The 13,063-nt window shown below is 59.7% G+C and carries 11 protein-coding genes and 2 pseudogenes; 6 read left to right on the top strand and 7 right to left on the bottom strand.

Annotated elements, in window-relative coordinates; genetic code table 11:
* Positions 1 to 12: 12 nt before the first annotated feature.
* The 3 genes from ACYZUD_RS03950 to ACYZUD_RS03960 all read left to right on the top strand — a co-directional run bounded on the left by ACYZUD_RS03950 (position 13) and on the right by ACYZUD_RS03960 (position 3,354).
* Positions 13 to 963, top strand: coding sequence for a PDR/VanB family oxidoreductase (locus ACYZUD_RS03950; protein ID WP_462022709.1), 951 nt, complete (start codon positions 13 to 15; stop codon positions 961 to 963).
* A 152-nt stretch (positions 964 to 1,115) separates the two neighbouring features.
* Positions 1,116 to 2,036, top strand: coding sequence for a transcriptional regulator FeaR (gene feaR, locus ACYZUD_RS03955; RefSeq protein WP_462022710.1), 921 nt, complete (start codon positions 1,116 to 1,118; stop codon positions 2,034 to 2,036).
* 346 nt (positions 2,037 to 2,382) lie between these two features.
* The gene (locus ACYZUD_RS03960; RefSeq protein ID WP_462019512.1) at positions 2,383 to 3,354 is read left to right on the top strand and encodes an IS110 family RNA-guided transposase; all 972 of its coding nucleotides are present in this window, start codon (positions 2,383 to 2,385) and stop codon (positions 3,352 to 3,354) included.
* Positions 3,355 to 3,390: 36 nt separating this feature from the next.
* On the opposite strand, the gene ACYZUD_RS03965 is transcribed toward ACYZUD_RS03960, so the two are convergent.
* Entirely contained in the window at positions 3,391 to 4,020 is a 630-nt protein-coding gene (locus ACYZUD_RS03965; RefSeq protein WP_462022711.1) for a response regulator transcription factor, read from the bottom strand.
* Between the two features lie 258 nt (positions 4,021 to 4,278).
* Here ACYZUD_RS03965 and hpaC point away from each other — a divergent pair, with 258 nt between their 5' ends.
* Entirely contained in the window at positions 4,279 to 4,791 is a 513-nt protein-coding gene (gene hpaC / locus ACYZUD_RS03970; RefSeq protein WP_462022712.1) for a 4-hydroxyphenylacetate 3-monooxygenase, reductase component, read from the top strand.
* 135 nt (positions 4,792 to 4,926) lie between these two features.
* Here the strand turns inward: hpaC and ACYZUD_RS03975 are convergent, their stop codons facing one another.
* The 3 genes and pseudogenes from ACYZUD_RS03975 to ACYZUD_RS03985 all read right to left on the bottom strand — a co-directional run bounded on the left by ACYZUD_RS03975 (position 4,927) and on the right by ACYZUD_RS03985 (position 8,543).
* Positions 4,927 to 5,838, bottom strand: coding sequence for a methyl-accepting chemotaxis protein (locus tag ACYZUD_RS03975; protein ID WP_462025177.1), 912 nt, complete (start codon positions 5,836 to 5,838; stop codon positions 4,927 to 4,929).
* A pseudogene (locus tag ACYZUD_RS03980) lies at positions 5,833 to 7,053 on the bottom strand (cache domain-containing protein); the annotation flags it as partial. The pseudogene ACYZUD_RS03980 and the gene ACYZUD_RS03975, both read right to left, overlap by 6 nt.
* 167 nt (positions 7,054 to 7,220) lie before the next feature.
* A complete protein-coding gene (locus tag ACYZUD_RS03985) occupies positions 7,221 to 8,543 on the bottom strand; it encodes an alginate export family protein (RefSeq protein ID WP_462022713.1) in 1,323 nt (440 codons plus the stop codon).
* Positions 8,544 to 8,824: 281 nt separating this feature from the next.
* Here ACYZUD_RS03985 and ACYZUD_RS03990 point away from each other — a divergent pair, with 281 nt between their 5' ends.
* The gene (locus tag ACYZUD_RS03990; RefSeq protein WP_462022714.1) at positions 8,825 to 9,214 is read left to right on the top strand and encodes a c-type cytochrome; all 390 of its coding nucleotides are present in this window, start codon (positions 8,825 to 8,827) and stop codon (positions 9,212 to 9,214) included.
* A gap of 46 nt (positions 9,215 to 9,260) precedes the next feature.
* Positions 9,261 to 10,751, top strand: a complete 1,491-nt coding sequence (locus ACYZUD_RS03995; RefSeq protein ID WP_462022715.1) for an aldehyde dehydrogenase family protein — start codon at positions 9,261 to 9,263, stop codon at positions 10,749 to 10,751.
* A gap of 57 nt (positions 10,752 to 10,808) precedes the next feature.
* Here ACYZUD_RS03995 and ACYZUD_RS04000 read toward each other — a convergent pair.
* The 3 genes and pseudogenes from ACYZUD_RS04000 to ACYZUD_RS04010 form a co-directional block, all read right to left on the bottom strand.
* Positions 10,809 to 11,993 (bottom strand): annotated as a pseudogene (locus ACYZUD_RS04000) (acetyl-CoA C-acyltransferase family protein).
* Positions 11,994 to 12,223: 230 nt separating this feature from the next.
* The gene (locus tag ACYZUD_RS04005; protein ID WP_462022716.1) at positions 12,224 to 12,664 is read right to left on the bottom strand and encodes a helix-turn-helix domain-containing protein; all 441 of its coding nucleotides are present in this window, start codon (positions 12,662 to 12,664) and stop codon (positions 12,224 to 12,226) included.
* Between the two features lie 4 nt (positions 12,665 to 12,668).
* On the bottom strand, positions 12,669 to 12,881 hold the full coding sequence (locus ACYZUD_RS04010) for a DUF4258 domain-containing protein (RefSeq protein ID WP_462025178.1): 213 nt from the start codon (positions 12,879 to 12,881) through the stop codon (positions 12,669 to 12,671).
* Positions 12,882 to 13,063 lie beyond the last annotated feature (182 nt).

Consider the following 13,063-nt stretch of genomic DNA (forward strand, 5'->3'; position numbering starts at 1 on the left):
TCAGGTGATGCAATGATGAAGGTGAAGATCGAAAGGATCGTCGACGAAGCGCTGGATATCCGCTCCTTTCGCCTCGTGCGCAGTGACGGCCAGCCGCTCGACACCTATGAACCGGGTGCACACGTCGACCTGACCGGGCCGACCGGGGTGACTCGCCAGTACTCCCTGTGCAGCCCGCCGCAGGACCGTCGCGCGTATCTGGTGGCGGTGAAAAAAGAGGCGCAGTCGCGGGGCGGCTCGCTGGCGCTGCACGAACAGGTGCAAGAGGGCATGGAGCTGGAAATGGGCGCGCCACGCAATCTGTTCCACCTCGACCCGACGGCGACCGAACATGTGCTGTTCGCGGCAGGTATCGGTGTAACGCCGATGTTGAGCATGGCTTATCGGCTGACGGAAAGTGGTCAGCCTTATCGCCTGCACTATTTTGCCCGCTCGCCGGAGTACGCCGCGTTTGCCGACCTTCTTGCGAGTACGTTCGCCGACCATGTGCAGTTCCACTACGGCGTCGAACCGGGTGATATGGATGCCGCGTTGACGGACTGCCTGGACCGGGCGGGCAACGCCGCGCACGTTTACACCTGCGGTCCCGCACCGTTCATGAACAAAGTGGTGGAAGTGGCGGCGCGCAGCTGTTCCGACGACGCCATTCACCTCGAACATTTCCAGGCCGACCCGGCCGCCAATGCCGGCCCGAGTGGCGGTTTTGAAGTTGAACTGGCCAGCTCCGGCGTAGTACTCCAGGTGCCCGCCCACGCAAGTCTGGTCGACGTATTGCAGGCTCATGGCTGTGACATCGACACCGAGTGCCGCGAGGGTCTCTGTGGCACCTGCATCGTCGAGGTGCTCGACGGCGTGCCGGAGCACCGCGACAACTGTCTGTCGAACAAGGAAAAGGCGTCCAACAAGCAGATTTGTGCCTGTGTTTCGCGCGCCATTTCCGCTCGTCTGGTATTGGACATCTAACGACAAGGAAGGCTGGCAAGCCAACGCCGGAGCCTGTTGAATAGGCCCCGGCGGCCGTCGAAGGAGGAGACAGCCAGGTACGACACATTTGCCGAACCGCTCGACGAAGCGGTCGAAAAATAACAATAAAACACGCGTGAGGCTTTGCAGTGATGATGACTTCTTCGGCGGTTCGCAATGAGGCGTTCGAAAGCTGGCTGAGCCAGGTCAACCAGGCCTGCGGGCGCTTCGATGCCCGGGCACTGGATGCGGATTTTTACGGTGAGCTGGCGGAATATCGCAGCGGCGCCATCAACCTCAGCGTCGTCGACATGGCGCACGTGCACTTGTACCGCACCAGCAAGGACGTCAGCGTCAGCAGCGACGGCCATTACTACGCGGTGTTCCAGATGCGCGGCAGCTCGCAGCTGGAGCAGGGCGATAACCGGGCTCAGCTGGGCATTGGCGACATCGCCTTGATCGACGCCTGCCGCCCCAGCGACATGACCTACAACGATGACTCCCGACAGTTGTCACTGATCCTGCCGCGTCAGGTGGTTGAGCGTGGTTCGCACTTCAATGCGGTCAACTGCGCCACCCGCATTGCGGCCAACACGCCACTGGCGGCGATGGCCAACAAACTGGTGCTGGACACCCGGCAGCAGCCAGGCCTGGACATGCAGGAAAGCGAGGCCGTGCTCGACGCACTGGTCAGCCTGCTGTTGCCGGGCATCAGCGTCCGCGACAGCGGCGGGGATGCCCACGAGCGGCAGTTTCGCAAGATCATCGCCTACATCGACGAACACCTCAGTGCCGAAGAACTGTGCCCCGAGCTGATTGCCCGGGAGGTGGGGATTTCGGTGCGTGGTTTGTACCGGATGTTTTCCAAGCGCGGCCTGGTGGTGGCGCAATACATCAAGCACCGACGCCTGGATTTCTGCGCAGAAAACCTGCGCCGCTCCCATGTTGAGCAGAAGCTTTCGGCACTGTGTTACGCCTGGGGATTCTCCGACTCCAGCTACTTCTCATCGGCGTTCAAATCGCGTTTTGGCGTGTCGCCGGGTGCGTATCGCAAGCGTTACAACCAGAACTGATGCACAGCGGTCCGTGTAGGAGCTGCCGAAGGCTGCGATCTTTTGATCTTCGGCGGCATTGCGGCCGCCAACAGATCAAGATCAAAAGATCGCAGCCTTCGGCAGCTCCTTGTATCTCGACTATCGCTCCGTCAGGAGCGATAGTTCTCGACTGATCATCGAGGGAGGGATCTGGAAGACGCGCAGCTCCTTAGGCGTTATGCCTGCAATGTAGATGGTGCTCCAACCCTCCACACTCACTCGTATAGTTCGAACGGTATCTTGGGCCCGTCTTCGGCGAGAGCCCGCATTTGCAAGGTTGGACAGAGTGCAGTGATGATCGCAATTGATCTGATTGGAGGTATTCATGTCCAGTTTCGTTGGCGTCGATGTCGCAAAAAATACTTTTGATATCGCCACTCATCTGCCTAATGGCAAACACAAAACCAAGGCCAAACTCGCTAACGATGCCAAGGGCTTCAAGGAACTTGAGGCTTGGTTGCACAAGCAGGCCGAGCCTTCGGCCCTGATCGTGATGGAAGCCACCAGCGTCTACCACCTGGCGCTCGCCGAGTTTGTTTACAACAAGGGTTATCGGGTCTGTGTGGTCAACCCGGCTACGACCCATGCCTATGCCAACAGCGAACTGCGTCGAGTCAAAACCGATAAAAGCGACGCCAAGCTGATCGCTGACTTCGCCAGAGAAAAACATGAAAAACTGTCGCTCTGGGCCCCGGAACCGCTGAAGTTTCGCCAACTGAAGGCGATGGTTCGCCGCCTCGATGATCTTCAGGAAATGCAGCAAATGGAGCGTAATCGTCTGGACGTGTCCGACGAAAGCGTCAAAGACTCGATCCAGTCGGTACTGCGCCACGTCGAAAAAGAGATCGCTGAGACGCACAAGGTAATCAAGCAACACATCGATGACGACCCCGACATGCGTCAGATGCGCGACTTGATCGTGACCATCGATGGCATCGGCGAAAAAACACTTGAGAGACTACTGGCCGAACTGGGCGACCTGCGCAAATACGACGATCCGCGCAAACTGGTGGCTGCTGCGGGACTCAACCCGAAGCTGCATGACTCGGGCATGCTCAAGGGCCGCACCCCGATCTCGAAAATCGGCTCGGTACGACTGCGCGCCAGCCTCTACATGCCAGGAATCGTGGCGCTGAAACACAACGAAGCAATCATCGCCCTCAAAGACCGCCTGAAGGCCAACGGCAAGGCTCCCAAGCAAATCATCTGTGCCGCGATGCGCAAGCTGCTGCACTTCGTCTATGGCGTGCTCAAGTCGGGTCAACCCTTCGACCCGAAACTTGCGCTTGCTCGGTGAGAGTCAAGACGGTATCTACAGGGGGGGGGCCGGGGATCAATGCCGCGCCGGCTCATCCGCCGGCAGGTGCAGCACTTCGCGCACCAGCATGGCGATGCTGGTCACGCCCATCTTTTCCTTGATCTTGGTCCGGTGCACGTCAACGGTTTTCACGCTGATGTTCAGCTCCTGGGCGATGACCTTGCTGGCCTTGCCGTCCACCACCAGCATCAACACTTCGCGTTCGCGGCTGGTCAGCAACTTGAGCTTGCTTTGCAGGTGCTGGCGTTGCTCCTGATCGGCCTGGGCATGCACGGCCACCTTCAGCGCCGCTTGAATACGGTCGATCATTTGCTGCGGGTTATAGGGCTTCTCAACGAAATCCAGCGCGCCGTTCTTCATCGCCGTGACGGACATCGGAATGTCGCCATGGGCGGACACGAAAATGGTCGGCAAGGAGCTGCCGCGCTGGTTGAGGATTTCCTGCAACTGGAAGCCGCTGGTCTCCGGCATGCGCACATCCAGCACCAGGCACGCCGGCTGCCTGGGGTCGTATTGGCTGAGGAATTCTTCAGCGCCGGCAAAGCATTGCGCTTGCACGCTGACCGACTCCAGCAACCAGGCCAGCGAAGTGCGCAGGTCTTTGTCGTCATCAACGATATAAACAATCGGTTTGCGGATTTCCATCAGGGACTGCCACGAGAATTTCTAATTATTGTTTTCGCACGCGTGCACGCTGCGGCGGACATCAGCTCTCATTGGAGCCAGTTAGCAGAATACCCACTGCGGCGGGCCCTGACGATAAAGAAACCACCTAGTCGACTAGCGGAAAGCCAACCTCGGCATGGGGATCGTCAGGATAGTTGCGCGCTGCGCCGGGCCTTAGTCTTGTTCCATCACTTTGGACCGTCCAACGGCGGTCCTCCTGAAGGAAGGGGCACCGACATGGCCGACCTGAGCCAGCAGCAAATCGACTTTCGCAACGCCATGGCGCAGTTGCCTGCCGCAGTGAACATCATCACCACCAATGGCCCGGGCGGGCGCTGCGGCATTACCGCCAGCGCTGTGTGTTCGGTGACGGATTCACCGCCCACGGTGCTGGTGTGCGTCAACCGCAACAGCGCCACCCACGACGTGTTCCGCACCAATGGCCGTCTGTGCGTCAACGTGCTGTGTGGCGAGCAGGAAGAGCTGGCCCGGCACCTTGCGGGCATGACCCAGGTGCCGATGGCGGAGCGTTTTGCCTGGGACTTGTGGGATGGCGGCGACGCGGGTGTGCCGGTGCTGCGTGATGCGCTGGTGCAACTGGAAGGGCGGATCAGTGAGTGCAAGGAAGTGGGCTCGCACTCGGTGATGTTTGTCGAGCTTGAGAAGGTCGCTGTGCGTGGGGAGGGCGATAGCCTGGTGTACTTCAACCGGTTGTTTCACCGGCTCGAACATGCTGGCGCGCATTGCTGAGAGACCGCGTTATCGTTCTTCGCGAGCAGGCTCGCTCCCACATTTGATTTCAGTCGTACACAAATTTTGTGTTCGCAGGACCTCAGTGTGGGAGCGAGCCTGCTCGCGAAGGCGATATGTCAGGCAACACCCATCTCAGATCCGAAAACTGCCCACCAACTGATTAAGCCGGCCAGCCTCTCGTTCCAGCTCGGTACACGCCCGCAACGTCGATTGCAGATTCTCCACCCCTTGCTGATTCAGTGTGTTGATCTCGGTAATGTCCACGTTCAACGCCTCAACCACCGACGTCTGCTCCTCGGTAGCCGCAGCCACCGACTGGTTCACATTGTCGATCTCGCCAATCCGCTGGGTCACGCTCCCCAATCGCTTGCCGGCAAGGTTGGCGATGCTGACGCTTTCCTCGCTGTGTTGCTGGCTCTCGGTCATGGTGATCACCGAGTCGCGCGCACCCACTTGCAGTTCTTCGATCATCTGCTGAATCTGCGCCGCCGACGCCTGCGTACGCCCGGCCAGGCTGCGCACCTCGTCGGCGACCACCGCAAACCCACGGCCCGCTTCACCCGCCCGCGCAGCCTCGATCGCCGCGTTGAGTGCGAGCAAATTGGTCTGCTGGGAGATGCCCTTGATGACTTCGAGGATCTGCCCGATGTTCACGGTCTTGTCGTTGAGCACTTCGATGTTGACGCAGGATGCACTGATTTTACCGGACAGTTCGTTCATCAACTGAATCGTCTGTTCCACCACCTGACGCCCGTCTTCGGCTTGTTCGCGCGCAGCGGAGGCCTGTTGCGAGGCGTCGGAGGCGTTGTTGGCGATTTCCTGGGCGGCGGCGCCCAGTTCGTTGATGGCGGCGGCGACGCTGTTGGTGCGGGTCGATTGTTCGTCGAAATTGCTCAGCGACGAGTTCGACGCCAGCAGCACCCGCTTGGCCCCCTCATTGACGCCGAGCGCTGCCGAAGACACCTCGCGAATCGAGTGGTGGATACGCTCGACAAAGCGGTTGAACGCTGTCGCCAACTGGCCGATTTCATCCCGGGATTGCACGGCCAGGCGCCGGGTCAAATCGCCTTCGCCGAGAGAGATATCTTCCATGACCCGCGTCAGCACTTGCAGCGGCCGGGTGATGCGAAACGCCGTGTACCAGATCAACAGCAGGCCGAGCAGGGCGGAGCCGCCTCCCAGCAACAACTCCAGCGCCGTGCTTTGCACGCCTTGTGCATCGAGTTCCTTTTGCAGCGTGGTGACCGGTGCCAGCAACACGTTCTGCGGCACACCTACCAGCACGCCCCACGACGCAGCACCGGCAATCGGTGCCAGCGGTTCGAGTACCTTGATCTGTTGCGGGTCGACAAACACGTTCGGTTGACCCTGGTGCAGCGTGTTCATCACCTCGGTGTTGTCCAACGGTTGTCCGAGGCGACTGACGTCCTGGCTGTTGGCGGAAATCACCCCGCTTGGGCTGACGATGCTGATCTGCCCATTGCCATCGAACAGTTCGCGCGCGCTGGCTTCGCTGTTTTGTTGCAGGGCGGCAAGGTTGATGTCGAGGCCGACCACGGCGATGACGTTGCCATTGTCGATCAATGGAAACGCGATGCTGGTGACCAGTTTTCGGCTGCCGGACGCCTCATCGAAATACGGTTCCAGCACGCAGGCTTTTCGGGTGTCGCGAGCGCAGGTGTAGAAGGCGTTGTACGGCGCGCCACTGGGGCCGGGCGAGGTGTTGGCGAGCAACGATTCGTCGCCGATCACTGCTTGCAGTTCGCCGGGTTTGCTTTGCACCCAGTAGAGGGAAAAGCGTCCGGTCTCGTTGCTGCCCAGGGCGGCCTGGTCGACGAAGCTGGCGTCGGCGCCGTCCAGTGCATCGGGTTCGAAAATGACATAAAGCCCGAGCAGGTCGGGCTTGTCGATCAGCGCTTGGTGAAGCTGTGTGTTCAGCTCCTGGCGCAGTTGCGGGCGGGTCAGGTTGCCCTGATGTTGCAGCTGCCTCAGGTAGAGCAAGTACCGCGACAATCCTTGGCCGTATTCGTGAGTTTGCATGAAGGTGCGTTGCACCTGCATCGCCTGCACTTTGCCAAGGGCTTGCATGTGTTCCTTGGCGGCACTGGCGAGCATTTCGCTGCTGGCCTCGGCCACTTGCTGGCTGCTTTGATGGGTCTGGTAGAGCGACAACCCCATCAGCAAACCCACCACCAACAGCAGGCAGAGGCCGGCGAGCAGGGCGATCTTGCTCTGAATCGTCAGGAATTTCTTGTGCATTGCAAAGGCCTTTTTCCTTGAAAAGCAATGCCGCCGAAACGCGATCCTGCAGGGGCTGCCGAAGGCTGCGATCTTTTGACTTTGACTTTTAAAATCAAGATCAAAAGATCGCAGCCTTCGGCCGTTCCTACAGGGGAGGCGTGTGGCGGCCAGTGCGGCTTTCGGGCTTAGAACGTAGTGGCGAACACCACTTGGCTGTAGAGGTTTTTGTCGTTGCTGCCCAGCTGTGTGCCACCTTCATCGGCGCTCTTGTCCGGCTGGTAGAGACCGATCAGCGGCATCACCGTCAGATGATCGTTGACGTGCCATTCGGCATACAGGTCCACCTCATGGCCATCGGTATTGCCCAGGTTGCGGTCGATGGTGTCGAAGTTGAAGTACATCGCGCCCACCGTCAGGTTCTCCAGTGGCGAGACTTTGAAGGTGACGTTCTGAATGCGCGAGTTGGTGTTGAACGGGCCGGCGTAGTTACCGGCGACTTCACCTTGGAACCACGTGCCGTAACCGCGGTTGAACCCGTAGAACAATGTGTCGTAACCCTCCGAGAAGCGGCTGTAGCGGTAGCTGACATACGGCGTCCAGGCCACGTCGGCAAAGGTCCAGCCGGCTTCCAGGTACCAGGCGTCTTCGGTAGCGGTGTGGGGTTTGTCCTGTTTGGCGTATTCACCGGAGAGGAACAGGTTTTTCACCCCGGCATTGCCTGTCGCGCGCAGGCTGTAGGTCTTCATGCCGTCGCGTTCGAGTTGAGCAGGGGAGGCGAATTCTTCGTCGACATCGGTGGTGTCGATGTAGGTCAAACCGACCGTACCGGCTTCGGCGACGTGTTCGAGCGTGCCAACGTACATTTCGGTTTTGGCTTGTGAACGGTTATCTGACCTCAACCACATCAGGTCGCCACGCCAGCCTTCCTTGCCGCCCAGGCGCAACACCGCGGTCTCGTCGAAGGCTTTGCGCGCAGCCAGCCAATAGGCACCTCCACGGTTGAACTCACCGTCGGCCAGGCCTTTGCCCAGGTTGAGCGCGTCGCCATTAATCAGGAAACCATCACCGATCACGATGTTCTGGCGGCCGAAGGACAGGTCGACGCCATCCTCGCCCAGCACGTCGAAAAGCTTGCCCGAGCGCCAGCCGAGGTAGGCGTCTTCGAACTTGGTGGTGCGTTCCGATCCATCGCTGAAGCCCGCGGCATCGCCGTCACCCCAGGTGCCGGAGCTGAGCAGGTTCGCCGCGCCATACGCGGTACCCACACCGGCCAGGCCCTTGTCGAAGCTCAGGCCATATTTGATGTAGCCCTCGCGCCACGACGAGGAGCCTGGGTCGAGGCGGCCGGACAGTGCGTAGTTTTCCTGGCTGTGGAAAATGCCGAATACCGCTTCCAGGGTGGCGTTCAAATGACTGTCGTCATCGGCGTACAGTTCGTAGGCGCCAGCCTGGCCGGCACTGATCATCAGCGCCAGAGTAGAGAGACGAAGCAAGGGGGACTTGAGCATGGTGTGGCATCCATTCTTGTTCATGACCACAGGGTTGAGGTCTGTTTCGATACTAAGGCGCGGAACTTTTTCGCCCTTTTGTGTGGTTGCCAAAGAGTTGGTTGTGCTTGCCAGAATGCGCGGTTTGGCACGCCGGCAAACACGACTGGCACGCAGGGCAAACCCGGCGCGTCACTGACCCCCGACAATCCGTACCAACCCTGCCGATGTTCCCCAGACTCGGTGTTTTCAGTGTTGGCGTTCGTTGCTTGCGAACCCGCGGATTTCAAGGTCGGTTTCTTATGTTCACTACGCACAGACTTTCCCTCATCGGCCTGCTGTCACTCACGCTGGCGCAAGCCGCACATGCGGCCGATTGCGCGCCGGACCAGGGCCATGGCGCCCAGGTCTTTGCCAATGAATGCGGGGTCTGCCATTCAGTGACCAAGGGCATGACGGGGATGATGGGACCGAACCTGGCGGGCGTGCTCGGGCGCAAATCCGGTTCGCTGGAAGGCTTCAACTATTCCCAGGCCATGCGCAGCAAAGACATCAACTGGCAGGCCGAGAACATCGCGCAACTGATCACTGCACCCCAGGCTTTCGTGCCCGGGACCTACATGCCCTACATGGGGCTGGCCTCTGCGGACGATCGCCAGGCGGTCGTGTGTTTCCTCAAAGAACAACAGTAATCGGCCGGTTTCTGGCTGAACAACTCGTCTGAACGAAAGGTGATTTATGAGCAACGTTGAAATTCTGCCGCAGGTTGCTGCATTCCTCGACCGCCGCCACGGCTGCTTCATCGACGGCCAGTGGGTTTTCGCCGAAGGGCAAAGCATCGCCGTGGTCAACCCGGCCACCGGAAAAACCCTTTGCGAAACCCTGGACGCGCCGCTGGAAGTGGTCGAGCAAGCCGTGCAGTCGTCCCATAAAGCCTTTAAATCCGGCGTGTGGTCGGGGCTGCGTCCGGCGGATCGCGAACGCATTCTGCTGAACTTCACCCACCTGGTTGAGACGCATGCCGAAGAGCTGGCCCAGTTGGAAACCCTGAGCCAGGGCAAGTCGATCAACATGTCCCGCGCCCTGGACCTGAACGCCACCGTGGAGTTCATGCGCTACATGTCCGGCTGGGCGACCAAGATCGAAGGGCAGACCTTTGATGTGTCGATTCCGCTGCCACCGGGTGCCAGGTTCACTGCGTTCACCAAGCGTGAGCCAGTGGGCGTCGTGGTCGGGATTGTGCCGTGGAATTTCCCGCTGCTGATTGCCGCGTGGAAGCTCATGCCCGCGCTGGCCACCGGGTGCACCGTGATCATCAAACCGGCGATGGAAACCCCACTGACCGCCATGCGCCTGGCTGAACTGGCCCTGGAGGCGGGCATCCCGGCAGGCGTGTTCAACGTCGTGACCGGTGGCGGCGCCTCGGTCGGCGGCGTGCTGACGGCGCACCCGCTGGTGAGCAAAGTGTCCTTCACCGGCTCCACCGTGGTGGGCAAAAGTGTCGGTGTGGCATGCATGGAAAACATGACGCGTTTTTCCCTGGAACTGGGTGGTAAAAACCCGATGATCGTCCTCGCCGATGCCGACATCGACAAAGCCATTCAGGGGGCGATCCTCGGTGGTCTGTTGAACAACGGCCAGGTCTGCGCAGCGGCGTCACGCTTCTATGTGCATCGCTCGATCCACGACAAATTTGTCGAAGGCCTCGCGGCAGCGGTTTCGGCCATGCCGATCGGTGCGGGCATGAACTGCGAAGCGGCGATCAACCCGTTGGTGTCACGTAAGCAACAACAAGGCGTGCTCAAACACATCGAACTGGCTCGCCAGCAAGGTGCGCGGGTGGTGTCGGGCGGCGAGTTGCTGGAAGGCGAGGGCTTCTACGTGCAGCCGACCATTCTGGCCGACATCGACCACAGCATGGCCGTGGCCCGTGAAGAGGTGTTTGGTCCGGTGCTGGGGGTGATGCCGTTCGACGATGAAGACGCCGTCATTGCCCTGGCCAACGACAACCGCTACGGCCTGGCCGCCAGCCTGTGGACCAACGACCTGAGCAAAGCGATGAACCTGGTGCCGCGCATTGAAGCCGGTACGGTTTGGGTCAACGCCCACGTGTTGCTCGACCCGGCGATGCCGTTCGGCGGCGTCAAGCAGTCCGGCATGGGCCGCGAGTTTGGTCGCGCGGTCATCGAGGCTTACACCGAACTGAAATCGGTGTGCATCGCGCACTGATTCCATCACGGTAAACGAGACGGCGCCCGCAATGGGCGCCGTCGGCGTTTGGGGCAATCAGACGCGTTCGAACAACACGGCGATGCCCTGGCCGCCGCCGATGCACATGGTCGCCAGGGCATATCGGCCCTGAACCCGGTGCAGTTCGTGAATCGCCTTGGTGGCGATGATCGCACCAGTGGCACCCACCGGATGGCCCAGAGAGATCCCGGAACCGTTGGGATTGACTTTCTCCGGGTCGAAGCCCAGTTCTTGCGCCACGGCACACGCCTGGGCGGCGAAGGCCTCGTTTGATTCGATGACATCCAGGTCGGCGACGGTCAGGCCGGCGCGTTTGAGTACCAGGCGGGTGGCCGGAATCGGCCCTAATCCCATCAGTTCAGGCTCAACACCCGCATGGGCATAACCGACCAGTCGGGCCATCGGCTTGAGGCCCTGTTCGCGAACCACCTGACCGGTGGCCAGGATCAGCGCACCGGCACCGTCATTAAGGCCCGACGCGTTGCCGGCGGTGACGCTGCCGTCTTTTTTGAAGGCGGGTTTCATCTTGCCCAATTGTTCGGCATTGACCTCGGCGCGGACATGTTCGTCCGTGGCAAACGTCACGCTGCCTTTGCGGGACGCCACTTCAATCGGCACGATCTGACCGGTAAACCGGCCTTCGGCAATGGCTCGGGCAGCTCGCTGCTGGCTGAGCAACGCCAGCTCGTCCTGAGCCTGGCGGGTGATGCCATAGCGTTCGGCGATGTTTTCCGCGGTGATGCCCATGTGGAAACCGGCAAACGGGTCTTGCAGGACGCCGAGTATGTAGTCGATGGCCTGCATGTCGCCCATCCGTGCGCCCCAGCGCGCCTGCGGCAACAGGTAGGCGCCGCGGCTCATGGACTCGACGCCACCGGCCAGCGCAGCGCCTGCATCGCCCAACATCAAACTTTGCGCGGCACTGACAATCGCTTGCAAACCCGAACCGCAGAGGCGGTTCACGTTAAAAGCCGGCGTCTCTTTCGGCAGGCCGGCATTCATCGCCACGACGCGGGAAATGTAGGCGTCCCGCGCTTCAGTCGGAATCACATGACCCATCACCGCATGGCCAATGTGCTAAGGCGCCAGCCCCGAGCGCTCGATGGCGGCACGGCAAACGTCGGTGGCCAGTTGAATGGGCGGCACATCCTTGAGCGAACCGCCAAAGCTGCCGATGGCAGAGCGGACGGCGCTGATGACGAAAATATCGGATGGGTTCATGGCGAGATTCCCCTGGTTCAGTCCTGGATTCGAGTGCGCGTAAGCACTGTTAGTGGGGGGAAGAGTCTAGGGATAGCGGTGTTATTGGCCTATGTCGAAACTGCTCAACGGGATTGGCATTTTTTGCCATTTCACTTGGTGACATTTTAGATCCGCCTGAGGCGGCTGGAAGGGCTGAAGCGGCATAAAAAAGCCCGGAGCAGGTCCGGGCTTTGCCATAGATATTCTTGTCAGGCGCAAGTTTTGTCTTGCTTATGCCAGCCATTTTCAAACTGAAGGTTGAGCTTGTGAAGGTCATGGTCCAGTTCGTTGATCGAGTTAATGGCAGCCATCAGATCCGCCTCGCCAGTCTTGGCTTCCAGGTAGAGGCCGCGCAGGTAGCGGTCATTAACTGTCGGAATCTTGTCAGTCTTTTCCCAGATCGCCACTGCCTGGGAGGTAAGCCCGACAATATTGGCCAGTCTTTCTTGAGACAAACCCAGCTCTTTGCGCAGGAATCGAAATTCCGCGCCGGTAAGAGCAGCCGGTTTTTCCGCAATCGTCTTGCCGATAAAGTCGTGAAGACCTTCGACATCGGTGATAGCAACAGACTCGCCATAGGCGGTCTCTTTCACCACGTAGCCGTTGCTCAGCCAGACGTTCGGTAGGCCGCTTTCAACGTAGTGGTACATAAAATTATCTCTCCCTTTGCATCGTGGTCACTATGACGAGATATTTTCCATCTTCGTCGACATCGATTGCGCCGACAATTTGGAGGGGTGACCCAGCCCTGAACCATGAAATAGTAAATCTCCAATCTCCCCCCGGTGCTTGATAGGGGCCATCAGTGACCTGTCCCCTGCGCAGGCAATCCATGACATCAGGCATGGATATCTCACGCTCAATCATGCGGGACCGTGCGTGTTTTTGAATAAAAGACACGCTCGGATCGATGTGAAAGCTCCCTAATGATTTCCAAGGCTTTCTTTTTCGACAGCGGAAACGGCAGTAGGTCGCTCATGATTATCTATAGTATTTATAGGTTGCGGCAGACTAAAGCTCAAGCGCTGATTGTCAAAGCAGGGAAATAA

It is taken from the genome of Pseudomonas sp. XS1P51 (genome assembly GCF_054897845.1).

Excerpts from the sequence above, each read along its gene's own strand:
- ACYZUD_RS03950 (WP_462022709.1), top strand. The coding sequence starts at position 13 with ATGATGAAGGTGAAGATCGAAAGGATCGTCGACGAAGCGCTGGATATC.
- feaR (WP_462022710.1), top strand. The coding sequence starts at position 1,116 with ATGATGACTTCTTCGGCGGTTCGCAATGAGGCGTTCGAAAGCTGGCTG.
- ACYZUD_RS03960 (WP_462019512.1), top strand. The coding sequence starts at position 2,383 with ATGTCCAGTTTCGTTGGCGTCGATGTCGCAAAAAATACTTTTGATATC.
- ACYZUD_RS03965 (WP_462022711.1), bottom strand. The coding sequence starts at position 4,020 with ATGGAAATCCGCAAACCGATTGTTTATATCGTTGATGACGACAAAGAC.
- hpaC (WP_462022712.1), top strand. The coding sequence starts at position 4,279 with ATGGCCGACCTGAGCCAGCAGCAAATCGACTTTCGCAACGCCATGGCG.
- ACYZUD_RS03985 (WP_462022713.1), bottom strand. The coding sequence starts at position 8,543 with ATGCTCAAGTCCCCCTTGCTTCGTCTCTCTACTCTGGCGCTGATGATC.
- ACYZUD_RS03990 (WP_462022714.1), top strand. The coding sequence starts at position 8,825 with ATGTTCACTACGCACAGACTTTCCCTCATCGGCCTGCTGTCACTCACG.
- ACYZUD_RS03995 (WP_462022715.1), top strand. The coding sequence starts at position 9,261 with ATGAGCAACGTTGAAATTCTGCCGCAGGTTGCTGCATTCCTCGACCGC.
- ACYZUD_RS04005 (WP_462022716.1), bottom strand. The coding sequence starts at position 12,664 with ATGTACCACTACGTTGAAAGCGGCCTACCGAACGTCTGGCTGAGCAAC.
- ACYZUD_RS04010 (WP_462025178.1), bottom strand. The coding sequence starts at position 12,881 with ATGATTGAGCGTGAGATATCCATGCCTGATGTCATGGATTGCCTGCGC.